The organism is Streptomyces sp. NPDC001204 (assembly GCF_053598035.1).
Map to the genome: position 1 here is coordinate 38,283 of NZ_JBSFJL010000029.1, position 23,671 is coordinate 61,953.

Annotated in this window: 22 protein-coding genes and 1 pseudogene; 6 read left to right on the forward strand and 17 right to left on the reverse strand. The window is 68.1% G+C overall.

Annotated elements, in window-relative coordinates; translation table 11 throughout:
• Nucleotides 1-211: 211 nt before the first annotated feature.
• Complete coding sequence (locus ACWC91_RS31045; protein ID WP_450641214.1) at nucleotides 212-1,048, reverse strand: TIGR02452 family protein; 837 nt, start codon at nucleotides 1,046-1,048, stop codon at nucleotides 212-214.
• Nucleotides 1,049-1,326: 278 nt separating this feature from the next.
• Nucleotides 1,327-1,940 (reverse strand): annotated as a pseudogene (locus ACWC91_RS31050) (isochorismatase family protein).
• Between the two features lie 380 nt (nucleotides 1,941-2,320).
• Between ACWC91_RS31050 and ACWC91_RS31055 the strand changes: the two are divergent.
• The 4 genes from ACWC91_RS31055 (at nucleotide 2,321) to ACWC91_RS31070 (ending at nucleotide 7,925) form a co-directional block, all read left to right on the forward strand.
• On the forward strand, nucleotides 2,321-3,574 hold the full coding sequence (locus ACWC91_RS31055) for a cytochrome P450 family protein (RefSeq protein ID WP_450641212.1): 1,254 nt from the start codon (nucleotides 2,321-2,323) through the stop codon (nucleotides 3,572-3,574).
• A gap of 178 nt (nucleotides 3,575-3,752) precedes the next feature.
• Nucleotides 3,753-3,875, forward strand: a complete 123-nt coding sequence (locus ACWC91_RS31060; protein ID WP_263638885.1) for a hypothetical protein — start codon at nucleotides 3,753-3,755, stop codon at nucleotides 3,873-3,875.
• Nucleotides 3,876-4,079: 204 nt separating this feature from the next.
• A complete protein-coding gene (locus ACWC91_RS31065) occupies nucleotides 4,080-7,295 on the forward strand; it encodes an alpha-L-rhamnosidase (protein ID WP_450641210.1) in 3,216 nt (1,071 codons plus the stop codon).
• A 108-nt stretch (nucleotides 7,296-7,403) separates the two neighbouring features.
• Nucleotides 7,404-7,925 carry an SMI1/KNR4 family protein gene (locus ACWC91_RS31070; protein ID WP_450641209.1) on the forward strand — a complete coding sequence of 174 codons (522 nt, stop codon included), beginning with the start codon at nucleotides 7,404-7,406 and terminating at the stop codon, nucleotides 7,923-7,925.
• Nucleotides 7,926-8,008: 83 nt separating this feature from the next.
• Here ACWC91_RS31070 and ACWC91_RS31075 read toward each other — a convergent pair whose 3' ends face one another.
• From ACWC91_RS31075 to ACWC91_RS31085, 3 genes are read right to left on the reverse strand one after another with little or no spacing between them, the layout of a single operon-like run.
• Entirely contained in the window at nucleotides 8,009-8,794 is a 786-nt protein-coding gene (locus tag ACWC91_RS31075) for a 3-oxoacyl-ACP reductase (protein ID WP_450641207.1), read from the reverse strand.
• 6 nt (nucleotides 8,795-8,800) lie between these two features.
• On the reverse strand, nucleotides 8,801-10,228 hold the full coding sequence (locus ACWC91_RS31080; protein ID WP_450641206.1) for an aldehyde dehydrogenase family protein: 1,428 nt from the start codon (nucleotides 10,226-10,228) through the stop codon (nucleotides 8,801-8,803).
• An 8-nt stretch (nucleotides 10,229-10,236) separates the two neighbouring features.
• A complete protein-coding gene (locus tag ACWC91_RS31085; RefSeq protein ID WP_376504628.1) occupies nucleotides 10,237-11,601 on the reverse strand; it encodes a glutamine synthetase family protein in 1,365 nt (454 codons plus the stop codon).
• A 75-nt stretch (nucleotides 11,602-11,676) separates the two neighbouring features.
• Between ACWC91_RS31085 and ACWC91_RS31090 the strand changes: the two genes are divergently transcribed.
• Nucleotides 11,677-12,420, forward strand: a complete 744-nt coding sequence (locus tag ACWC91_RS31090) for a FadR/GntR family transcriptional regulator (protein WP_225080918.1) — start codon at nucleotides 11,677-11,679, stop codon at nucleotides 12,418-12,420.
• Between the two features lie 135 nt (nucleotides 12,421-12,555).
• Nucleotides 12,556-13,290 carry a gamma-glutamyl-gamma-aminobutyrate hydrolase family protein gene (locus ACWC91_RS31095; protein ID WP_376504630.1) on the forward strand — a complete coding sequence of 245 codons (735 nt, stop codon included), beginning with the start codon at nucleotides 12,556-12,558 and terminating at the stop codon, nucleotides 13,288-13,290.
• A gap of 113 nt (nucleotides 13,291-13,403) precedes the next feature.
• Here ACWC91_RS31095 and ACWC91_RS31100 read toward each other — a convergent pair whose 3' ends face one another.
• The 12 genes from ACWC91_RS31100 to ACWC91_RS31155 form a co-directional block, all read right to left on the reverse strand.
• Nucleotides 13,404-14,096, reverse strand: a complete 693-nt coding sequence (locus ACWC91_RS31100) for a FadR/GntR family transcriptional regulator (protein ID WP_225080916.1) — start codon at nucleotides 14,094-14,096, stop codon at nucleotides 13,404-13,406.
• Between the two features lie 98 nt (nucleotides 14,097-14,194).
• A complete protein-coding gene (locus ACWC91_RS31105) occupies nucleotides 14,195-15,436 on the reverse strand; it encodes an amidohydrolase family protein (RefSeq protein ID WP_376504632.1) in 1,242 nt (413 codons plus the stop codon).
• The gene (locus ACWC91_RS31110; RefSeq protein ID WP_225080088.1) at nucleotides 15,437-16,141 is read right to left on the reverse strand and encodes an ABC transporter ATP-binding protein; all 705 of its coding nucleotides are present in this window, start codon (nucleotides 16,139-16,141) and stop codon (nucleotides 15,437-15,439) included.
• Entirely contained in the window at nucleotides 16,125-16,871 is a 747-nt protein-coding gene (locus ACWC91_RS31115; protein ID WP_225080089.1) for an ABC transporter ATP-binding protein, read from the reverse strand. Before ACWC91_RS31115 ends, ACWC91_RS31110 begins: the two co-directional genes overlap by 17 nt.
• Nucleotides 16,868-17,989 carry a branched-chain amino acid ABC transporter permease gene (locus ACWC91_RS31120; RefSeq protein ID WP_450641202.1) on the reverse strand — a complete coding sequence of 374 codons (1,122 nt, stop codon included), beginning with the start codon at nucleotides 17,987-17,989 and terminating at the stop codon, nucleotides 16,868-16,870. Before ACWC91_RS31120 ends, ACWC91_RS31115 begins: the two co-directional genes overlap by 4 nt.
• Before the next feature lie 9 nt (nucleotides 17,990-17,998).
• Entirely contained in the window at nucleotides 17,999-18,883 is an 885-nt protein-coding gene (locus tag ACWC91_RS31125; protein ID WP_225080091.1) for a branched-chain amino acid ABC transporter permease, read from the reverse strand.
• 57 nt (nucleotides 18,884-18,940) lie between these two features.
• A complete protein-coding gene (locus ACWC91_RS31130; RefSeq protein WP_376504638.1) occupies nucleotides 18,941-20,128 on the reverse strand; it encodes an ABC transporter substrate-binding protein in 1,188 nt (395 codons plus the stop codon).
• Nucleotides 20,125-21,261: a sugar phosphate isomerase/epimerase family protein gene (locus ACWC91_RS31135; protein WP_450641200.1), complete on the reverse strand. Its 1,137-nt coding sequence runs from the start codon at nucleotides 21,259-21,261 to the stop codon at nucleotides 20,125-20,127. Before ACWC91_RS31135 ends, ACWC91_RS31130 begins: the two co-directional genes overlap by 4 nt.
• A complete protein-coding gene (locus ACWC91_RS31140) occupies nucleotides 21,168-22,250 on the reverse strand; it encodes a sugar phosphate isomerase/epimerase family protein (RefSeq protein WP_450641199.1) in 1,083 nt (360 codons plus the stop codon). Before ACWC91_RS31140 ends, ACWC91_RS31135 begins: the two co-directional genes overlap by 94 nt.
• A 35-nt stretch (nucleotides 22,251-22,285) precedes the next feature.
• Nucleotides 22,286-22,837, reverse strand: coding sequence for a 2-oxo-4-hydroxy-4-carboxy-5-ureidoimidazoline decarboxylase (locus ACWC91_RS31145; RefSeq protein ID WP_450641197.1), 552 nt, complete (start codon nucleotides 22,835-22,837; stop codon nucleotides 22,286-22,288).
• 248 nt (nucleotides 22,838-23,085) lie between these two features.
• The gene (locus ACWC91_RS31150; protein WP_225080095.1) at nucleotides 23,086-23,229 is read right to left on the reverse strand and encodes a hypothetical protein; all 144 of its coding nucleotides are present in this window, start codon (nucleotides 23,227-23,229) and stop codon (nucleotides 23,086-23,088) included.
• Between the two features lie 108 nt (nucleotides 23,230-23,337).
• Nucleotides 23,338-23,571, reverse strand: coding sequence for a EutN/CcmL family microcompartment protein (locus ACWC91_RS31155; RefSeq protein ID WP_450641196.1), 234 nt, complete (start codon nucleotides 23,569-23,571; stop codon nucleotides 23,338-23,340).
• Nucleotides 23,572-23,671: the final 100 nt, after the last annotated feature.

Sequence of the window (23,671 nt, forward strand, 5' to 3'; positions counted from 1 at the left end):
CACGGGAGCGCGTAATGCGGCGGAGCCCGGGCGTGCCAGAGGGCAGGGTCGTGCGGGCGGGGTTGTCGCATGTGGTCGGTGTCCCACCGGCGTTCGGCCGTCCGGCGTGCCCTCCCCCGCAGCACGACCGGCGCTTGCCCGGCACGGCACTCGCAGCAGCGGACGCGGGACCGGCCTGTGCTGCCGCGGGCAAAGCGCCCGCGGCAGCCGGCTATACGCCGAACCGGGCGGCGAAGGCGGCCCGGTTCGGCGACTGCGGCGTGCGGTCCCACACCGCGAACACGACCTTCGCGAACACGTCCCGGTACGCGCCCGTGTCGGCCGCCAGGTGCGCGTGGAAGGCGTCGGCGACCTGTTCCGGGTCGTTGCGGAACACGCCGCAGCCCCACGCACCCAGCACCAACTCGCTCACCCGGTGGTGGGCGGCGACCGCGAGTACCAGCCCGGCGCGCTCGCTCAGCGCCCGGGCGATCCCCTCGCCCGCGCCCGGGTCGCGCCGCAGTACCTGCCCGGCGTTGGGTGCCGGGCAGGTCAAGAACGACACGGGGTAGGGCTCGGTCAGCAACTCACCGCGGTCGCCCCGGTGCACGGGGACCGCGGGCGACCAGATCACGCGGTGGCTGTAGAGCAGGTCCGTGGACGCCCGGTGTGCCTCGTAGTAGTCGGGAGCCTCAAGCAGGCACGGATACAGCAGAGAGGTGCGGCACAGGTCCTCCTCCTGCGCACGTGCGCCACCGAGGTAACCGCCGCCGGGGTTGCGGGCGGAGGCGAAGTTGAGGACCGCGACGTGTCCGGACCCGGCCAGATGCAGTCGGCGTACCGCCTGCAGGCTGCTCTCCGCCGTGACCGTGAAGGTGGTGCGATGCGTCAGCGGAAACCGTTCGGCGGCGAGCTGCCGCAAGGCGGCGGGGGCGTAGCTGACGGTCCCCGAACGGGCCGCGGCGAGCGTCTCACGAACGTCGACCCTGCGACCGTCCTCCAACTGGTAGGAACCTTCTTCGGCGATGCGGGCGTTGCGCGCCGCGACCTCACGGAGTCTGCTGCTCACAGCCACGGACGGTAGTGGACACGCGAGGCGTCCGTCGACCGCGTTTCCACGCGCGGCCGCCGGGACGCGAACCCATTCCTGCCGGCCTCGACGGCCTGCACCGTATGTCCAGCGTACCCGTCGCGCATGCCGTTCGGATGGGTGAAGGGCTGCGGGTCGTCGTCTCGCGCCGTACCGGGTTCGCGCGGAGACGTGCCGCGCACGCGCACTCGGCACCGGTTTCGAGACTGGGCCGAAGCCGGGGTCTGGCCGCGCATGCGCGAGCCCCCATCGCCGAACTACGCGGGGCGCGTCTGCTGGAGGTGGACGACTGCGCGTATGACGGATCCCATGTCCGGGCAGCCGTCGCCGGCCGCAGCGAAGTCCACTTCGGACATGGGTAGTACACGAATGCTCCGCCCGGGAAAGTCGATGTGCCGGTAGATCTCGTCGTGGTGCGCGATCGCCTGCTTCGGTGAGATGTACTCGCCAGCGCCGGTCCGGTCGGACGTAGTGTGCCCGTCGGCGACCAGTACCAGGTCGTACCCGTGACTCAGCGCCTGCCGCGCCGTGGTGTCCACGCAGATCTCGGTCGCGAACCCGGTGACGACGACCTCGGTCACACCCAGCGCTTTCAGAGTCTTGTCGAGATCGGTGTCCAGGAAGCCGTCCGACTGGTCTTGTGGACGACCGCCTCGTCGGCGGCGGGCGCGAGTTCGGGCACGATGCGCCAGCCCTCGTTCCCGGCCTCCATCGCGGGGCCTTGGTGCTGGACCGTAACGATCGGTACGCGCGCAGCTCTGGCGCGATCGCGGAGCCCGGCGATGGCGGCGACGGTCTCGGCGGCCCGCTACGCGATGGAATCCTGGGCGTTCTGCATGTCGATGACGAGGAGCGCTGAGGCGGGGGGCATGGGCCCACGGTAGCGGTCCGCCTCTGGGCGTGACCCCGGATAGATGTCGCGGCGTCTGCCAGCCGCTCCACGGCACCGGTTCGGTTGGCCGGCGGTGACGGTGAACCAGTCGCGTACCACTGCGGCCGTACAAGTCAGCGGTTCGGGGCCAGGGCCGTGACCGCCACTCCGGGCCGGGCCAGTAGCGGGGCGAAGCCAATTCCGGCGGGCCGCTGCCCATCACACAGCACGTGGTCCACCCCATCAGGCCCTTTCAGCGCGAATCACAGAGTCGCCATACTGGGACATATGCACTGAAGGTCTGCTGAATCCGCCGCGCAGTCCGCGGCGAACCCAGACGTTCTGTGAAGCAGCACTTCGACGTACTTCGGGAGACGACGATGAGCGAGCAGCCGCTCCTGCTTCCCTATGCCGATCCGGCCTTCGCGGCAAACCCGTTCCCGTTCTACCGGCAGCTGCGCGAGGAGGGCCCGGTGCGGCGCGCGGTCATCGTCGGTGGCCTGGAGGCCTGGCTGGTCACGCGCTATGAGGACGGGCTCGCCGCGCTGCGCGACCCGCGCCTGAGCAGCGACGTTCGCGACGCTTCGGACCCCCGGCTCCTCCGACAGCTGCCCGCGACGGAGCGTGAGTCCATGCTGAGCACCATGCTCCGGGCGGACCCGCCCGACCACGCCCGCCTGCGTCGCCTGGTCTCGAAGGCGTTCACCGCCCGCCGGGTGGCCGAGCTGCGGCCCCGTGTCCAGACCATCACCGACGGACTGCTCGACGCGATCGTCCGGGCCGGCTGCGCGGATCTCGTCGCCGACCTCGCGCTGCCGCTCCCGGTCGCCGTGATCAGCGAGCTGCTCGGGGTGCCCACGACGGACCGGTACGAATTTCAGCGGTGGACCGACGACATGATCCTCCGGGGCCCCGAGCCACCGGAGCCGGCCGTGGCCGACGGCGCATGGCAGAACATGCGCGCGTACCTGATCAAGCTCCTGGAAACCAAGCGAGCCAACGCCGGAGACGACCTGCTCAGCGCTTTGATCATCGCTCGGGACAAGGAGAAGCGGCTGGACGAGGACGAGCTGATCGCCATGGCGTTCCTGCTGCTGGTGGCCGGATACATCACCACGGTCAACCTGATCAGCGGCGGCATCGCCGCGCTGCTCGCCCATCCCGACCAGCTTCAGCTGCTGCGGGACGAGCCGGCGCTGCTGCCGGACGCGATCGAGGAGTTCCTTCGCTATGACGGACCGGTAAACCCCGGCATCGCCCGCTTCGCGCGGGAGGACGTCGAGATCGCGGGCGTGAGGATCCCGCGCGGCGCCACCGTGCTGGTGGCCTCCGCCATCGCCGACCGGGATCCGGCGCGGTTCGCGGAACCCGATCGTCTGGACATCACGCGTCGGGACAACGCTCACCTCGCGTTCGGGCACGGAATCCACTACTGCCTGGGTGCCCAGCTGGCCCGGCTGGAGGGTCAGGTCGCCATCGGGAGTGCCCTGCGCCGCCTCCCCGGTCTCGCCTTGGCCGTGCCGCCGGGCGAGCTGCGGTGGAGCTCAGGCGGTTTGCGCGGCCCCGAACGCCTGCCTGTCACGTTCAGGCCCGGTTTCACGCCCGACGGCACGGGCCCGGCCACTGCGGCGTAATCCGGACCAGGCTTGCCTGCCCGGCCGAGCGTGTCCCTCCCTCCCCGGTCAAGGACCTGGCGGCCACTGCGGCCACCAGCCCGATTTCAAAGAAGGTCGTCCTGGCGGCTGTCATTCTTGAGGAGTGCGTCCTTCTCCGCCCACTCCCGGCTCGGAACGAGCCCTACGGCCACGGCAAATGCACGGGGAGCAGGTGGACACGAAGTTCGAGGTCTGGCGTGAGCTGATCGCCGACATCCGCGCCCTGAGCGTGAACTCGTACGACATCACTGAGCGCCTGCTCTCTTGGCGGATCGGGTGACCTGAGCCGGTTTCGGGGTCCTGATTGAAACCGTTCAATCACCGCGCGCCCACTTCACGTGCCGGCCTCGCCCGGAGTGGCAGCGCATCATAGGGTGCTTGCGAAAGTACCTGCACAACGATTGACCTTCACCTCGCCCGCCCTTACGTTACCCACACTCAACGACACTGAATCGATTCATCCATTCCTGGACGAGGAGTCGTAGTGATCAGTAGGAGGAGTGTTCTGGCGGGAGCGGCCGCCACAGTCGCGGCGGCGACCTTGGACTCGGTACCCGCGGCTGCCGTGCCGGCGTCCGAACCTGTCCAGGCGCGGGCGCACGCAGGGCACGACGGCCTGCGCGTCACGGCCCCGACCGTGGAGTACGTCCAGCACCCCCTCGGTCTCGATGCGCAACGCCCCCGGCTGAGCTGGCCGTTGGCTGCTGACAAGCCGGGTGTGCGGCAGAGCGCCTATCAGATCCGGGTCGCCACCAGCGCAAGGGGCCTGTCCCGTCCGGACGTCTGGGACAGCGGGAAGGTCGCGTCCGGCGAGTCCGTCCTCGTGCCGTACGGGGGCCCTGGGCTTCAGCCCCGGACACGCTACTTCTGGTCCGTACGCGTGTGGGACGCCGACGGCCGGGCCTCCGGCTGGAGCGAGCCCTCGTGGTGGGAGACCGGCCTCATGGATCCCGGGGAGTGGACGGCCGACTGGATTTCGGCTCCGGCGAGCCTCACGGACGTGCCGTCCCTGGAGGGCAGTTCCTGGATCTGGTTCCCCGAGGGTGATCCGGCGAGCAGTGTTCCGGCGGTCACCCGTTGGTTCCGCGGCACCGCGGAGCTGCCCGACGGGATCAGCGCGGCGACGCTCGTCATCAGCGCGGACAACGTGTACACCGTCTCCGTGAACGGAGTCGAGGTGGCCCGCACCGACCTGGAGACCGACAACGACGGCTGGCGCCGCCCGGCCGTGATCGACGTACTGGACCGGGTGCGCACCGGCGACAACGTTATTGCCGTCTCCGCCACCAACGCGTCCCCGGGCCCGGCGGGAGTCATCGCCGTTCTCACGGTCCGTACCGCCTACGGCGAACAGAGGACGGTCACCGACGCGTCCTGGAAGGCCACGGATCAGGAGCCTCCGGCCGACTGGCGCGGGCTCGGTTTCGACGACGGCGACTGGCCGGCGGCGAGGGTGGCGGCCCCGTGGGGTGGCGGGCCCTGGGGAAGGGTCGTCCCGGTGACGTACGCCGTCACCCAGGTGCGCCACGCGTTCCGGCTCCGGAGCCGGAAGGTGTCCCGCGCGCGGCTGTACGCCACGGCGCTCGGTCTCTACGAGGCCCACCTCAACGGCAGCCGTGTGGGCCGTGATCATCTCGCTCCCGGCTGGACCGACTACCGCACCCGCGTCCACTACCAGACGTACGACGTCACCACGCTCCTGCGGCCCGGCGCCAACGCCATCGGGGTATATCTCGCACCCGGCTGGTACGCGGGCGACGTCGGCATGTTCGGTCCTCACCAGTACGGCGAACATCCTTCGCTGCTGGCGCAGTTGGAGGTGGAGTACGCGGACGGGACGAGCGAGCGCATCACATCGGGCCCCGACTGGCGGGCCGCCTCCGGGGCGATCGTCGCCGCCGACCTCCATGGTGGCGAGACGTACGACGCGCGCAAGGAGACCCCCGGTTGGACCTCACCCGGATTCGACGACGGGAGCTGGTTCGGCGTGCGCGGCGACGGCGACATCGGCCCCGGCCTGATCGTCGCGCAGGAGGCCGGTCCGGTACGCGTGGCCGAGGAACTGACACCGAAGAAGGTGACCGAACCCAAGCCCGGTGTCTTCGTGTTCGACCTGGGCCAGAACATGGTCGGCTCGGTACGCCTGCGCGTGTCGGGCGCCGCGGGAACGACCGTCCGGCTCAGACACGCCGAGGTACTCAACCCCGACGGCACCGTCTACACGGCGAACCTGCGAAGCGCGTCGGCGACCGACACGTACACCCTCAAGGGCCACGGGGTGGAGAGCTACGAGCCCCGCTTCACCATTCACGGTTTTCGCTATGTCGAGGTGACCGGATTCCCCGGCACGCCCTCGCCGAGGGCCGTCACCGGGCGTGTCATGCATACGTCAGCACCGTTCACACTCGACTTCGAGACCGACGTTCCGATGCTCAACCAACTGCACCGCAACATCACGTGGGGGCTGCGCGGCAATTTCCTCTCCGTTCCGACGGACACTCCCGCGCGGGACGAGCGCCTGGGATGGACGGGAGACATCAACGTCTTCGCGCCCACCGCCGCCTACACGATGGAGTCGGCCTGCTTCCTCTCCAAGTGGCTCGTCGACCTCCGGGACGCCCAGACCGCGGAGGGCGCGTTCACGAACGTGGCACCGGACGTCGGCGGACTCGGCGGCGGCACCGCCGGCTGGGGCGACGCGGGCGTCACCGTCCCCTGGTCCCTCTACCAGGCATACGGCGACCGCCAGGTCCTGACCGACGCCTGGCCGTCCGTCCAGGCCTGGCTGAGGTACCTGGAGAAGCACAGCGACCGGCTCCTGCGCCCGGCTGAGGGATACGGCGACTGGCTGAACGTCGACGACGAGACCCCCAAGGACGTCATCGCCACGGCGTACTTCGCGCACAGCGCCGACCTCGCGGCTCGGATGGCCACGGAGCTCGGCAAGGACCCTGCCTCGTACCTCGACCTCTTCGGACGAGTACGAGAGGCGTTCCGGAAGGCCTACGTCACCTCCGACGGCAGGGTCAAGGGCGATACACAGACGGCTTATGTCCTCGCACTGTCGATGGACCTGATGCCGGACGCGTTGCGGAAGGCCGCGGCCGACCGGCTCGTCGCCCTGATCGAGGCCAAGGACTGGCACCTCTCGACAGGTTTCCTCGGCACGCCCCGGCTGCTGCCCGTCCTGACCGACACAGGCCACACCGACGTCGCCTATCGCCTGTTGCAGCAGCGCTCGTTCCCCAGTTGGGGCTACCAGATCGACAGGGGCTCCACGACGATGTGGGAACGCTGGGACTCCATACGGCCCGACGGCAGTTTTCAGGACCCAGGAATGAATTCCTTCAACCACTACGCCTACGGCTCGGTGGGAGAGTGGATGTACGCGAACATCGCCGGCATCTCGGCGGGCCGGCCCGGCTACCGCGAGATCGTCATCCGCCCCCGTCCGGGCGGAGCCGTCACCTCCTCCCGCGCCACGTTCACCTCGCTCTACGGGCCCGTCTCCACACGATGGCGGCGGCAGGCCGGCCGCTTCACCCTGACCTGCGCGGTGCCGCCCAACACTACTGCCGAGGTGTGGATCCCCGCGTCCGCTCCGGAGGCGGTCACCCACACTCACGGGACGTTCCTGCGTCAGAAGGACGGCTGCACGGTCTATCAGGTCGGCTCCGGCACGCACCACTTCACCGTCTGACATCGAGACCGCCCTCACCGAATACGAACAAGCTCCCAGCAGATTCCGTCGTACTGTGATCAACTCCGAGACCGGTATTGGTTCGACGTGCCAGAAGGGGCCCCAGTGGTGGCAACGCTTCCAGAGATCCAAGCCCTGTTGGGTGAACCACGGTTCAACTGGTCGGATCCGGCGCCATGGACCAAACTGGAGCAGGAATTCGGTATCGAATTTCCCGCGGACTTCCGTGAGATCGTGAACGCCTACGGTTCGATCGAGATCAACGGGCAGTTGTATCTGAAGCATCCCGCCGGTCATCTTCTGCACAGGCTGGGAGATATGATCAGGGGGGATCTCGAGCTGTGGCGCGAGGAGGACATGGCGGAGTTCCTGCCCAGTCCGGCAGGGGCGAACCCCGGGGAATTGATGCCGGTGGCGACGGCCACGACGGGGGAAGCGGTATTCCTTCGCGTTCCCGATGAGCCCTCGTCGCCCTGGCGCGTCGTGGTCCAGGAGTTCGACAGTCCGGCCTGGACTCTCTACGAGATGACGTTCAGTGAGTGGTTGCTGGATTATCTCAGAGGCAGGGACGTGACGTTGTGTTCTCGCAACTTCGCGCCTGACCGCCCGTTCTGGGAATTCCTGCCCTGAAATGATCAAGCCTTCGCTTCAACCCACGGCCGGGCGCCTTGCGACGCCCGGCCGTCGGCGTGGTGGCCGGAAGCCGAAGGGGACTACAGCGGCGTGACGTAGGCGCCCGAGATCCCGCCGTCGACGAGGAAGTCGGTGGCGTTGACGAAGGACGAGTCGTCGCTCGCGAGGAACGCGACCGCGGCCGCGATCTCGTCGGCCTCCGCGAACCGCCCGACCGGGATGTGCACGAGGCGTCGCGCCGCCCGGTCCGGGTCCTTCGCGAACAGCTCCTGGAGAAGCGGGGTGTTGACGGGCCCCGGGCAGAGCGCGTTCACGCGGATCCCCTCGCGGGCGAACTGCACGCCCAGCTCGCGCGACATGGCGAGCACGCCGCCCTTGGACGCGGTGTAGGAGATCTGCGAGGTGGCGGCGCCCATGATGGCCACGAACGACGCGGTGTTGATGATGGAACCGCGGCCCTGACGCTGCATATAGGGGATGGCGGCCTTGCAGCACAGGTACACCGAGGTCAGGTTGACCTCTTGGACCCTCCTCCAGGCATCCAGGCCGGTCTCCAGGATCGAGTCGTCGTCCGGCGGCGAGATGCCCGCGTTGTTGAAGGCGATGTCGACGGAGCCGTAGGTGTCGAACGCGGTCCTGAACAGCGCCTCGACCTGCTCGGCGTCGGTCACGTCCACCTTCACGAAGGTGCCTCCGACCTCCTCGGCGACCGCCTTGCCCGCGGTTTCGTCGATGTCGCCGCAGACGACGTTCGCGCCCTCGGAGGCGAGGCGGCGCGCGGTGGCGAGGCCGATGCCGCTGCCCGCACCGGTGATGACGGCGGTACGGCCGACGAGGCGGCGGCAGACGTTGCTGGTGTCGGTCATGAGTGCTCAGCCCTCCGTGCTGTTCGTGTTGGTCGAAACGTCGCTGATGAAGACGTTCTTGGTCTCGGTGAAAGCGGCGAGCGCGTCCGGGCCGAGTTCGCGGCCGAGCCCCGACTGCTTGTAGCCGCCGAAGGGGGTCCAGTAGCGAACGCTGGAGTGGGAGTTGACGGAGAGGTTGCCGGCCGCGACGGCACCGGACACGCGCAGCGCACGGCCCACGTCCCGTGTCCAGATCGATCCGGACAGGCCGTACTCGGTCGCGTTGGCGAGCCGTACCGCGTCGGCCTCGTCCTCGAAGGGCAGGACGACGGCGACCGGGCCGAAGACCTCTTCGGCGGCGATGGGCGCGCCCGGGTCGACGTCGGTGACGAGGGTCGGCGGGAACCAGAAGCCGGGCCCTTCGGGCGCGCTGCCGCGGATCGCCTTCAGGTCGTCGGTGACATACGACCGTACGCGCTCCAGCTGGACCTTCGAGATCAGCGGGCCCATCTGGGTGCGCTCGTCGCTCGGGTCGCCGACGACGACGGACTCGATGGCGGGTGTGAGCAGGTCCAGGAAGCGGTCGTAGACCGAGCGCTGGACGAGGATGCGGGTGCGGGCGCAGCAGTCCTGCCCCGCGTTGTCGAGGAACGACATGGGCGCGGCGGCGGCCGCGGCCTCGATGTCGGCGTCGGCGAAGACGATGTTGGGGCTCTTTCCGCCGAGTTCGAGGGTCACACGCTTCACGCGGGCGGCGCACTTGGCCATGATCGCCTTGCCCACGCGGGTGGATCCGGTGAACACGATCTTGGCGACGCCGGGGTGCTCGACGAGTGCGTTGCCCGCCACGTCGCCCGCGCCGGGCAGCACCTGGAAGAGGTGTTCCGGAAGGCCTGACTCCAGGGCGAGTTCGGCGAGCCGGCGAGCGGTCAGCGGGGTCGTCTCAGCGGGTTTGAGGAGGACGGCGTTGCCGGCCGCGAGTGCGGGTGCGGTCCCCCACGCGGCGATCGGCATCGGGAAGTTCCACGGCGCGATGACACCGACGACCCCGAGGGGTTCGAGGATCGTGATGTCGAGTCCGCCGGGGACGGGGATCTGGCGCCCGGACAGGCGTTCCACTCCCCCGGCGGCGAAGTCGAGCAGATCGCGGGCGTTGCCCGCCTCCCAGCGCGCGTTGCCGATGACATGCCCTGCCTCGCGCACCTCCAACTGTGCGAGTTCTTCGAGGTGTTCGTCGACGGAGGCGGCGAAGCGGCGCAGCAGCCTGGCCCGGTCGGCAGGCGCGAGGGCGGCCCAGCGGGTCTGGGCCACAGCCGCGCGGGCGACGGCCGCGTCGACATCCTCGGGAGTGGCGGCGGGGACGGTCGCGATGACTTCTTCCGTCGCCGGGTTCAGTACCTGGTGCTCGTGCACGTACGTGTCTCTGTCCTCGTGGTCCTCGTGCTCGTACGACAAGAAGGGCCTCACATGCGTTCGAAGGAGCGGCGGAGTTCCCAGTCGGTGACCGCGGCGTCGAAGGCGTCGAGTTCGACGCGGGCCATGTTGCGGTAGTGCGCGACGACTTCGTCACCGAAGGCGGCCTTGGCGATCGGGCTGTTCTCCCAGAGCTCGGCGGCCTCGCGCAGGGTGCTGGGGACGTGTTCGTAGTGGGCGGTGTAGGCGTTGCCCGGACATTCGTCGGGCAGCTCCAGCCGCTGCTCGATACCGTGGAGACCGGCGGCGATCAGGCCGGCGACCGCGAGATGCGGGTTGACGTCGCCGCCGGGCAGCCGGTTCTCGAAGCGCAGCGACCGGCCATGGCCGACGACACGCAGCGCGCAGGTGCGGTTGTCGTAGCCCCAGGCGACGGCGGTCGGCGCGAAGGAGCCGGGCTGGAAGCGCTTGTAGGAGTTGATGTTGGGTGCGTAGAGGAGGGAGAAGTCCCGCAGCGCGGCCAGTTGCCCGGCGAGGAAGTGCCGCATCACGGGGGACATTCCGCCGGGTCCGTCCCCGGCCATGAGGCTGTTGCCGTCCGCGTCGGCGAGGGAGAGGTGGATGTGGCAGGAGTTTCCCTCGCGCTCGTTGTACTTCGCCATGAAGGTGAGGGCGTAGCCCTCCTGTGCGGCGATCTCCTTGGCGCCGGTCTTGTAGACGGCGTGCTGGTCGCAGGTGACCAGGGCTTCGTCGTAGCGGAACACGATCTCGTGCTGGCCGGGATTGCACTCGCCCTTCGCGGATTCCACGGTCAGGCCCGCCGCGCTCATCTCGTTGCAGATGCGGCGCAGCAGCGGCTCGATGCGGCCGGTGCCGAGGACCGAGTAGTCGACGTTGTACTGATTGACCGGGGTGAGGCCCCGGTAGCCGGCGTCCCAGGCCTGTTCGTACGAGTCCTTGAAGACGATGAACTCGAGCTCCGTGCCGACGTTGGCCGTGTAGCCGAGGTCGGCGAGCCGTTCGAGCTGGCGGCGCAGGATCTGGCGGGGCGCGGCCACGACCGGTGATCCGTCCTCCCAGGCGAGGTCGGCCATAAGCATCGCGGTGGCTCGGTTCCAGGGCACCCGGCGCAGGGTGGCGAGGTCGGGGAGCATGGCGAAGTCGCCGTAGCCGCGGTCCCAGGAGGACATCTCGTAGCCTTCGACGGTGTTCATCTCCGCGTCGACGGCGAGGAGGTAGTTGCAGCACTCCGTGCCGTGCCGGAGGACTTCGTCGAGGAAGAAGCGTGCGGCGAACCGCTTGCCCTGGAGCCGCCCTTGCATATCGGGGAAGGCGAGGACAACAGTATCAATCTCGCCGCTCGCGACGAGGGCGCGAAGCTCCTCGACGCTGAGCGGGGGTGTGCGGTCTGCCACGGGAAAGCCTCCTTCGGTCAGCCGAGACCTATAAGGTATTGCCGAGAACCATTGCTTGGGAAGGGGTGCGGTCGGATGTCGCAGACGGACGCGGGCGAGGGTGCCTTCACGGACGACCCGCTGACTCCGGTGCTGCGGCCGGTGCGGGCGGGGAACGGTTTCGAGGAGGCTCTTGAACAGATACTCCAGGTCGTACGGCTGGGTCTGGTGCCCGGCGGCGAGCGGCTGCCGTCGGAGCGGGAGCTGGCGGACCGGCTCGGCATCAGCCGGGTGACGCTGCGCGAGGTGCTGAAGGTCCTCCAGGACCAGGGCCTGGTGGAGTCGCGCCGCGGCCGCTACGGCGGAACGTTCGTCCTGCCGAAGGCGGCCGCCCCCGGCGAGGACGAGCTGCGCCGCCGCATCGAGGAGGTCGACGTCGAGGACGTCCTGCGGTTCCGGGAGGTGCTGGAAGTGGGCGCGGCCGGGCTGTGCGCGGCGCACGGGCTCACCGACGAGCAGGCGGAGCGGCTGCGGGACGCGCTCGCCCGCACGCACGACGCGCCGCTCACCGAGTACCGCCGGCTCGACACGCTGCTGCACCTCACACTCGCCGAGCTGTCCGGATCGCCGACGCTCACCGCGCAGTACGCGGCCGTGCGCGCGACCGTGAACGACCTGCTGGACTGCATACCGCTGCTGGTGCGGAACCTGGAGCACTCGCAGCGCCAGCACATCGCCCTGGTCGAGGCCGTGCTGGACGGAGACGTCGACGGCGCCCGGGAGATGACGCGCGAGCACTGCGCGGGCACGGCCGCGTTGCTGCGCGGCTTCCTGACGTGAGCGGACGGTTCACGGCGACGTCACGCACGGGTCTTGATTTCCCGCCACCGTCGGCACAAAGGTATGAATCCGTTCCATGGAGCGCTGTGTGGCGCTCGCGGCGGCGCAAGCCGAGTTGAACCGCGACTGAGGACCATGAAGGAGCACACAGTGGGCAAGCCGCTCATCGGCGTCAGCACCTATCTGGAGTCCCGGGCGTCCTGGGGGGTCTGGGAGCTGCCCGCGGCGCTGCTGCCCGCCGTCTACCCGCGGCTGGTGCAGGCCGCGGGCGGGCTCGCGGCCATGCTGCCGCCGGACGATCCGTCCCACGCAGCGTCGGTGGTCGCCCGCCTCGACGGGCTGGTCGTCGCGGGCGGCCCGGACGTCGAGCCGGAGCGCTACGGCGCCGAGCGCGAGCCGCGCACCGGGCCGCCCGCGCGGGAGCGTGACGCCTGGGAACTCGCCCTGATCCGTGCGGCATTGGACTCGGACATGCCTCTGCTCGGCATCTGCCGGGGCATGCAGTTGCTGAACGTCGCGCTCGGCGGCACCCTCGTCCAGCACATCGACGGCCACACCGAGGACGTCGGCGTCTTCGGCTCCCACCCGGTGACCCCGGTGGCGGGCACGCGGTACGCGGCCGTGGTACCGGAGAAGATGTGCGTCCCGACGTACCACCACCAGGCGGTGGACCGCCTGGGCGAGGGCCTGCGCACCTCGGCCCATGCGACGGACGGCACGGTGGAGGCGGTGGAACTGCCCGGCGACCGTTTCGTGCTGGGCGTGCAGTGGCACCCGGAGATGGGCGAGGACGTACGGGTGATGGCCGCGCTGGTGCGCGCGGCGTCAGGGGGCCGAGTCCGGGCGCCGGGCCCCCGCGCGTCAGCGTGAGCAGGTCGCGCGCCGGGGCCCGTGGGCCGGTGTGCCCCACTGACGGCCGCGGCCTTCACCTCCGTCGTCGACGGCAGCTCGATGAACTCTCCGGCGGAACAGTGCTGCCGGGTTCAGCTCTCCTGTTTCCCTCTCCCGTGCTCGCTCCCGGTCTCGACCTCCCAAATGCTGGCATCGACGAGGCCGAACGCGGTGTCAACGGCCTTGTCGACCTCTCGGTCGCGGATCGCCGTGAACAGTTCCCTGTGCAGCACCTCGCCGCCCGCGGCTTCCTCTGTCTCGAGGCATGAGCCCCGACGCATGGCTTCGGCCAGCGTGCCCACCAGGCTGCCGTACAGGTCCGAAAGGACCGGGTTGTGTGTCGCCACGGCCACTTTCAGATGAAAGGCGACATCGGCAGCGACGAATGCCTCGACATCGCGCGTGGCGAAGGCTTCCACGCGCGCCTCGAGGTCGGCCGTCATACCGCGCAGATCACGCTCGGTACGGTTGAGCGCCGCGAGCCGAGCGGCAGCGACATCGAGCGCGTACCGAACCTGCAGAACGTGCTCCTGCCTGGCCTTCTCCAACCGCCGGCGCAGTGCCACGTCGGTCACGTCTGTGGCGACGACGAAGGTCCCGTCTCCTTGGCGGGTGGCCAGGAGGCCGGCATGCACGAGTGACTGCACACCTGCCCGAACGGACACACGGCTCACGCCCAGCAGGTTGACCAGCTCCGACTCCGGCGGGATCCGGTCGCCGACCTTCCAGCGACCCGCCTTGATCTCCGCATGGAGTTCGTTGACCACAATGTCGACGAGTGACATCCGAGAAGCCCTCTGCATGGTCAACCTTTCCTCTGTGTGAGAAGTCCGTTGAATTCACGTGTGCGCCAGGCTAGCCAACTGTCGCTTGCCTCTTGGACTCAGCTTCGGACCATCCTGGCGGTGGTCTCCCGGTGGGCGACCACTCGGCCCCTCTTGAGGGTGGTGCGCGTACCGGGGACGCCTCGCATGACGTCGCTGAGGTTGTCCGCACTGAACATCACGAGATCCGCGTCATTGCCTGGAGCGATGCCGTAGCCGCCGAGGCCGAGGTAGGCCGCCGCTCGGTCGGTCACCATGGCGAAGCCTTCGAGCACTTCTTGGTCGGTGCGCAGACCAGCGGCCAGGCACGTGATCCGGCTCGTCTCCACTGGGTCGAGGTTCCCGAAGCGGAACCACATGTCGTGCAGGTTGTCGGTTCCGGCGGCCACGTTCACGCCGGCGGCCAGCAGTTCCTTGGGACGCGAGCTTCCTCGACCGCGCGGTGTGACGTCTCCCCCGACGAGCTGTAGGTTGCCGATCGGGCAAATGCAGATCTGAATGCCCGCCTGGGCGACCTGCTCGATGACACGGTGGGCGAGGTCGTCCGGGTACGCCGCGAGCGCACAGCAGTGCACGGCGTTCACTCGGCCCTGCCAACCATGGGCGAGGGTGCGTTCCGCGATCAGTTCCAGCGCGCGCCTGCTGGGGTCCTCGTCCATGTCGGCATGCAGGTCGAGGTCGACGTCGAACTCCGCCGCGAGCTCGAACAACTGGTCCAGATGGGCACGGTGGAAGGCCGGGTCGCCCTCGTTGTCGGGACCGCCTCCCAGGACGTCCGCCCCCATGGTGAGCGCCTCCCGCAGCAGGTCAAGGGCACCAGGATCGCGGACGACTCCCTCTTGGGGGAAGGCGACGATCTGGAGGTCGACCACGTCGTGGAGCTCCGCCTTGACCTTGAGGATGCCCTGGAGGCCCGCCAGTCCGATGGCGGAGTCGACGTCCACCTGTGCGCGAATCGCTCCGACCCCGCTCGTGACGGCGGCCTCCATGGCCCGCCTGGCCCGATCGGTGACGTCGTCGACGGTGAAGGCTGCCTTTATGCGTGCCCCGACGGCCAGGGAGTCGACTGGGGAACCCTGCCCCATGGGTCCCACCCGGGGGAACGTCAGGGCCTTGTCCGGATGAAAGTGCGCGTCGACGAAGGACGGCGTCACCAAACCGCCCTGCGCGTCGAGTTCATCGGTGGCGCTGCCGCCTTCCCCGGCCGGCGTGATGCGGTGGATGCGGCCTGCCTCGATTTCGATGTCGTGCTGACCCGGCTGGTTGGCGAAACGGGCGTTCTTCACCACGACGGAGTTCATTCAGCCTCCCAGGTAAAGCGAGATCAGGTCGGTCCGGCTCAGGATTGCGTCACGGCTGCCCTGGTCGGCGATCCTGCCGAGCCTGAGCACGTAGGTGAAGTCGGCGAGTTCGATGGCTCGCGTCGCGTTCTGTTCCACGAGCAGCACGGTCACGCCTCGGTCACGAAGCCCGTCGATGACGTCGAAGACCAGGTCGACCACTTGGGGAGCGAGACCGAGCGACGGCTCGTCGAGGAGCAGCACGCGGGGGTTGGACAGCAGGGCCCGCGCGATGGCGAGTTGCTGCTGCTCGCCTCCGGAGAGCTTCCCCGCCGAGGACTTGAGGTATTTTCGGAGCACCGGGAACTGCTCCAGTACCTCCTCGGTGGCTTCCTTGGCGCTGCCACGGTCGCCTCGTCCCAGTGTGCCCAGATGGAGGTTCTCCTCGACCGTGAGGCTCGCGAAGATCTCGCGGCCCTCGGGAACCAGTGCGATCCCTCTGCGTACGACGGTCTCGGGCGACAGCCGCGACAGCTGTTCTCCGTCGAGTTCGACGCTGCCGCTCTCCGCCTTCACCAGTCCGGAAATCGCCGCCAGCGTCGATGACTTGCCGGCGCCATTGACTCCGACGAGGGCGATGACCTTGCCCTCGGGAACCTCGAGCGACACGCGGTCGACGGCGGTGACCGCACCGTATCGGACCGTCAGGTCATTCACCCTGAGCATGTGGCACCTCCACGGGGCGTCCGAAGTACGCACGCTGTACCTCGGGGTTGAGCTTGATCTCTTCGGGGGTCCCCACAGCAAGGGTCCTGCCGAAGTCGAGCACGTGGATTCGCTGACTGACGGACATGACGACATGCATGTCGTGCTCGATCAGAAGGAGCCCGACTCCGAATTCCGCGGGCATCGTCTTGAGGAGCTCGACGAGGTCCGCACTCTCGCTGTCGTTGAGGCCGGCGGCCGGTTCGTCCAGGAGGACGAACCGTGGTCGTGTCGCGAGGGCCCGGGCGATGCCGAGCCGCCTTGCCGCGCCGTACGGCAGGGCGCGGGCCTCCGTGCGCGCCCAGTTCGTCAGGTGAGCGGACTCGAGGAGAGAGGTGGCCAGGCGCAGTCCGTCGGCCGTCCTCCGTCCGGTGCCGAGGGCCCCGAGCAGGATGTTGTCCAGAACGGACAGTTCGGGAAAGAGCCGCACGTTCTGGAAGGTCCGGACCAGGCCTTCCTTGGCGCGGCGTGCGGGACGACGGCGGGTGAGGTCGGTGCTGTTGAGCCAGACCCGCCCTGTAGTGGGATTCTGGTAGCCGGAGAGCACGTTGACCAACGTGGTCTTCCCCGCCCCGTTGGGCCCGATCAGACCGAGGATTTCGCCCTGGGCGAGCTCGAGGTCGACGTCCTGGAGCGCCTTGACTCCGGCGAAGTGCACGCTGACCGCTTCCGTGCGAACCGTGGCGTTCATGCCTTTGCCTCCGCGTCGCTGTTGCTCCTGGTCTCGTCGGCATGCCGGCTCGTTGCGTCGTCGCGGCGCCGGACAAGGCCTCGGACCGGACGCCAGAGGGAACTCGTACCCATGTGCAGGATCTCCCGTCCTTCGGTCAGGCCTCGGGGCCTCAGCAGGAGCACCAGGAGAAGGACCACGGCGGTGCCGAGCTGCTGCAGCCCCTCGAACCGCGGTATCGCCACCCCTCCGACTTCGACGCCTCGTTCGACCATGCGAAGCAACTCGCGCAGCGCGGAGACGAAGATCGCTCCGAGGACTGCGCCCGACAGGGATGTCACGCCGCCGACGACGAGCATGGCCAGCATGATCAGCGTGATCGAGAGGTAGAACGCGTCCGGGTTGAACGACCCCAGGTACATGGCCATCAGCGAGCCGGAGATCCCGGTGAGGAAGGCGCTCAAGGTGAAGGCGCCCAGCCTTTCCCAGAGCACCTCGATGCCGATCGACCTGGCGGCGACCTCGTCCTCTCTGGAAGCCCTCAGCCGCAGGCACAACCGGGTCTGGGCGAATGCCCAGGCCACCAGGATGGCGAACAGAACCCAGGGCAGGACGGTGAGCGAGTTGGTTGTCTGTGGGACGCCGAAGACACCGCTGACGCCACCGGTGACCTTGCGGGTGTTCGACGCGATGACGTACACGATCGAGAGCAGGGCGAAGGTGGACAGACCCGCTGCGAGGCCGTTGAGCCGCATCAGCACCAGACCCACGGTGAACGCGACGACCGCCGCGGCGAGTCCTCCCAGCAGGACGGCCAGAAACGGTGTCGTCCGGGGGCCCGGCAGGTCGGGAAGCATCGCCTGTTTGGTGGCCGCCGGAACCCTGACGGCCGCCGTCACATAGGCCCCGATGGCGAGGAAAGCGGCGTGCCCGAACGAGGCCACGCCGGAATTCCCGATGAAGACGTGCAGACCGACAACGGCGATCAGGCTCACCATGCCGAGCGCGACTGCTCGATTGAGCGAGTCGTTGCCAAGGGCGACCGAGCCGTAGACGGCGATGGTCACGATGGCGCACAGGGCCACCAGCGTCGTGAGTGGGACAAGTGGCCGGCGCTTGATACTGGTCGGGTTGCTCATCTGCGCTCCTTAGACTCGCTGCTCCGTCGCGACTGCCCGCAACAGTCCGTTCGGCCGTGCTACCAGCACGAGAAGCAGGGCGCCGAACACGAATGCGTCGCGGTAGGAACGGGGGCCCACCGGCAGGAGGGCCTGGAAGGCGACCGTCAGGCCGGCCAGGAGGTACGAACCGAGCACAGCCCCGCTCAACCGCCCGAGACCACCGATGATGTTCGCGACGAAGGCCGCGAACACGGGTGTCACACCCATGACCGGCGAAGTCAGACCGGTGCGGGTGACCATCATGACCGCGCCGAACGCAGCCAGCAGACCACTGATCGCGAACGCGGTGGCGATGACCCGGTTGGCGGGAACACCCAGGCAGCGGGCCATCCGGAAGTTCTCGGCCGACGCACGCATCTGGATCCCCAGCGACGACCGGGTCAGGAACAGCGTCAAAGCGGCGAGGCTGAGGAAGGTGACCATGATCGTGGCGGCGTCGAGCTTGCCGATGGAGACCCCGAAGACATTGAACGAGGAACCGAGAGCGGGAAGTAGCAGAGTGCCCTGGGGCAGCGCCCCGAACATGACGATGAACAGGTTCTGCAAGAAGAAGCTCACCGCGAACGACGTGATCAGCAACGTGTCGTCCTTGGCACCTCGGACGGGCCGAAACGCCAGCCGCTCCATCAGGACGGCTGCGATCAACGCGGCCACACACGCCGCGGCCAGCCGCAGAGGCAGAGGCCAGCCGTCGAGCAGCAGCAGGGTGAAGCCGGCGATCATGATGAGTTCGCCGTGCGCAAAGTTGATGAGCCTGGCGATGCCGAAGACAACGGCGATACCCAACGAGTACAGGGCGTAGAGGCTGCCGAGGCTCAATGTGTCCACAACGTACTGGAGTGTCTGGGTCACAACTTCTCCGTCCTTCCGCGTGGGCCGGGTTGGCGCCCGGCCCACGCGAATGCGTTCCTAGTTGCCCGCGGTTTTGACTGTGGTCACGAACTTCGGACGCCCGTTCACGACCTGCAGGATGCGGTACTCCCGCGTTCGGTCCATGTGGAAGTCCTTGTCGAAGGTGAGGGGAATGCCCACGTCCTCGCGCTTGAACGAGTTGAGCGCCGCGGCCACCTTGTCGCCGTCGGTGGAGCCGGCCTTCTGCATGGCCGCCACGATGGCCTTCACCGCGATGTAGCCCGTGACACCGAACTGGTTCTGCGGTTGGCTGCCCTGCGCCTTGGCCAGGTCCTTGACGAGCTTGTTGACACCAGGAGCCGGGTCATCGCCCCAGACCGAGGCCCAGTCCACCGTGTAGACACCGGACAGGTTCGGCATGGAGTTCTTGAACCAGAAGTCTCCGTCCATTCCGTTGCTCGAGATCAACGGCGAGTCGATGCCCGCGTCGCGGAGCTGCTTGACCATCAACGCGCCACCAGGAGGGAAGGAGCAGTTGGCGATGATGCCGGGCTGCGGCGCGGCCGACTTCATCCGGGTGATCTGGGCGCCCAGCGAGGTGTCCTTGTTGTTGAACGTGTCGCTCCCGAGGATCCTGCCGCCGAGCTCTGTGAACCGTGTCTTGAAGCCGTCGCAGAGCTCCTGGCTGAAGTCCGAGATGGTGTCGACCATGAGGTAGGCGTCCTTGATCCCCTTGTCGTGGGCGAACTGTGCCATCGCCGCACCGTCCGAGGTCGCCGTAGTGCCGACGTTGTAGACGAGTGGACCGAACTTCGCCCACTGGGTGCTGCCACCCCCGACCGACATCGCGATCTTGCCGGCACCTTGGATGACCTGCGCGGCTCCTCCGCCGTAGTTGAGGTCCACGGGAACAAGGGAAGCGACCGCTCCGTCGTCGAGGATCGCCTGTCCGGCGCGCGCGCTCTCGTTGATGTCCGACTTGTTGTCCTCGGTGACCAGCTTCAGTGGGCGGCCGTCGACTCCCCCAGCAGCATTGATCTCCTTGACGGCCAGTTCGGCGCCGTCGAGGGCCGGCTTCTCGTACGGGGCGAACACACCGCTCATGCCGCCGATGAATCCGATGGTGATCGGCCCGGTCCCGTCGTGATTGCTCGAGGCGGTGTCCGTGCTCATGGTGCAGGCCGACAGTGCGAGGCAGAGAGTGACCATCACCCCCGCCGCACGCTTGCGCGTTCCACGAATCATCCTTGTACTCCCTCATGGGTGCCACCGCCGCCAAGGGGGCGGCCGGTCTCTCGCCCGACCGCTGTCGTGCGGTCGGTCCTGCTGCTTTCTGCGAGCACAAGGCGGAGGTGATCCGCGCTGAGCCGAAGGTGTTCCAAGAACTCCCGTTCCCCTCGTGCTTGTGGCTCCTGGGAGAGCTGCAACCACGTCCCGTCCCTGTCCTGACGGGCACCGCGCACCGCCTCGGCCACGAGCGCGAGCACTCCGGCCGGCTCGAGATCGGGATGCGCGCCGACCCAGATGGGGTCGAAGACTTCGATGTCGAACTGGCCCCTGTGCTGTTCGACGGTGAGATTCGGCGGTTCCGCCAGGGCACCGAGTACGTCGATGACCTCGGCCCAGTCGGTGATGCCGCCGCCGCACGGCGCCAGATGCCGTCTCAGACCGGTTTTCGTCAGGCTGAGGGTCACATCCTCGAGCTGTGTCTGGCGCACGTACGGCCCGAGCTGTTCGAGCACACGCAGCGGGTGCTCGCCCCGTACGACGGCGTTGGCCAGGTCGAACGTCACGCCCACGACGTCCGGGCCCACGGCCTGCACCACGCGAAGCACATCGGTGGACGTGAGGTCCTCGTGCGTCTCGAGGTTGAGGTGCGCATGTGCGTTCCGTGCTTTCGGGGCGAGTTCCGTGAGGAGCGTGACCACGCCGTCCAGCTGAGCCGCGAACGAGTGCCCGGGGTCGAAGCGATCGAGCTTCGTGTACGCCGTGATCTCGGTGCTGCCCAGGACCAGACAGGCATCGAGCAGTGACTCGGCCTCGACCGCCGGGATCACACGGTCCAGTGTCGCGATGGCACCGATGCCGACTTCGAGATACAGGCCGAGATCGGCCGCCAAGTCACGTATCGCCACCAGTTCATGACGATCCAGTCGGCTGCTCACCGTGAGGGGAGTCGCGAACGCGACGCCGTCCAGGCCTTCCTCGGCCGCCCGCTGCAGGGTGGCACGGGCTGAGCGGTCCCGGCTGCCCGGGAAGTACTCGCAGGAGAGTCCGACCCTCATCAGCAGTCGCCTCTCCCAGCCACCTTCGCCAGCGTTTCGCGGATGAACGCCGCGCTCTCGGTGATGAACGCGAGCTGGTCTTCCGACCCGCACGGCGCGGCGTACACCTGCTCCCGGGTGGGCGCCAGCCCGTCGCGGATCCTGTTCTCGTGAGTGACCGTCATCTGGACGATCGCCGCGAGCTCGTCGGTCGTGAGGTCGGGGTGGGCCGCGCGCCAGGTCGGGTCATAGATGTGCAGCGGCATCTCGAAGCGCAGCTGGGGATTCTCGATGGAGAGGTTGACGTGCGGCGCTTCGAGCCGGAGAAGGCCGAACACGCCTTCCCAGTCGATGACGCCTTGGCCGACGGGGACGAGTTGATGGCCGATCCCGAAGTCGGTGAAGTACAGGCCGGCGTCCTTGACATGGGTCATCCGCACGTACGGCGCGACGCGCTGGGCGGCCTTCACGGGGTCCTCTGCCCGGACCAGCACGTTTCCGATGTCGAAGGTGATGCCGACGGTGTTCGGGCCCACCTCCTCGACGATGCGCACGAGCTCGAAACTGGTGATCTCCTCGTGGGTCTCGAGGTTGAGGTGGGAGCCTGTCGCGTTCAGCACGGGGGCCAGGCTCTTGAGCACCTTGACGGTCGCGGTGAGCTGGTCGGGCCACGGGGCGTCGGTGCGGAACCGGTCGAACACGAAGTAGCCGGGCAACCCGAACTTGTAGTTGGCGGTTCCGGTCCAGAGTTCGTGAATGCCGATCTCTGCCGCAGCCTGGATCATGCGCTCCATGCCGCGCAGGTAATCCCCGTCCCCGAGGATCCGGATCTCCGGCGTCTCGGGAGTTGCGTACGGGTTGACCTTCCCCACCCCGGCTTCCAGGTAGAGGCCGAGTTCGTCGGCGAGTGCGCGCACCTCGCGCAGCTCGCCCGGATCGAGTGTCTCGCTCATTTCGAGTATCGAGCGGAAGAAGACCCCGTCGAGGCCGAGTTCGGCGGCGTGACGCAGCCGGCCGAGCGCACCGGGTTCGGCTCCCTCAGGCAGTTTCCGTCCGTCGACTCCGACCTTGGGGCTCGTGCGAAGGATGGTTGATGCGTTCACGGTTGACATCGGGTCCATTCCTCTTTTCGATCAGGTCAGTCGGAGGTGCCCGGCTCGGCCAGCTCGTGCAGCAGCTTCGGCAGCCGGATCGCCGTGAGCTTCTTGAGTTCGCTCTTGATCTGCTCTGTCTCGGCTGCCTCGTCGTTTTCCAGGCGTGCCCGGATGGCTTCGACGATGTCCCACCCGGTGAGGCCGGTGGCGCTGATGAGGAACACGTGGCCGAAGCGCTCCTCGTATGCCTCATTGGCCGCCGCCAGGCGTGCGAGCAGTTCCGTTTCGGTTCCCACGCCTGCTGACTCCGAGCGTGACCAGCGAGCCTCGGCGTCGGTGCCGGCTATCGGGGCGCCGATGCGGGTCAGGCCGGTGTGTGCGGCGACCACCTCCTCCTGGCTGAGTCCGTCGACCGCGCCCGTGGCCCGGCCGAGCAGACTCTCAACGGTGTCGTAGGGCCGCGCGGCTGCGACGTTCTCGGCCCACGCGAGCACCGGCAGGTGGCAGGAGTCGAAGAGTTTCTGGACGAATTCCTCACGTGGCATCGAGTTCACGATGGCCAGGCCGCTGTCGGTGACGCCGGCGGCGCTGTTCATGACTGGCTCCTTGCTTCACGAAGGGTGTCGGAAGGGGATGGGGGCGAGCACGCCGTCGAGGGCCTCATCGATGCCCGCGGCATGAGGGCGGAGTTCGGTTCACAGGGGTGCAGGAGCGAGCCGACGCGGTTCGGCTGCGGCCAGGCCTCGACGATCCGGTTCCTGGAGGAGAAAGCCGGCCACGACCTGACGGGCACGATCGGGCTGGTTTTGAAGCCGGTTCCAGCCAGCCGGAAGCAGTTGCGCAGCTACCGCGCAGCCTGGTGGGCGTAGTTGAGCGGAATCGGTGAGTACGTCATGGGGGGCCGCGCGTAGGCGGTGGCCCGTATCGGGGCCGGAGTCCCGACGGCGTTCGTGATGATGAAGCGGTTCTTGAGTTCAGCCTCAGCCATCGACGTTCTACAGAGCATCGACGGCGGCGTCGCGCGCGGTCAGAGGGTCGGCCTCAACGCCGGCTGATGCGGATCCCTCTTTCACACCAGCCCAGTGACAGTTGAGACCTACGTAGTCGGCGGCCGAACTTCGGCAGCACGGGCGGCAGTTCCTGTGGCGATGAGCATCAGCTCTCCGGCTCGGGAGCCACCGGAGACGACGGGTTCGCCTAACGGCTGGCCCTTGACGTCGGAGTCGTACACGAGCATGTAATTTGAGCCATGCAGGCCCGGCACTTCGGGGGTGGAGATCGCACAGCCGATCACCTTGGCGATCACCGTGACAGCCCGGCGATTCATCATGTGACATGATTAGCAGACGTCTAACATCTGTGGGAAGACCTTTGGCGCGAGCGGGTGCATCAACTTGACCTCGCGCTTTCATGAAGCGGGCTGCCCGACA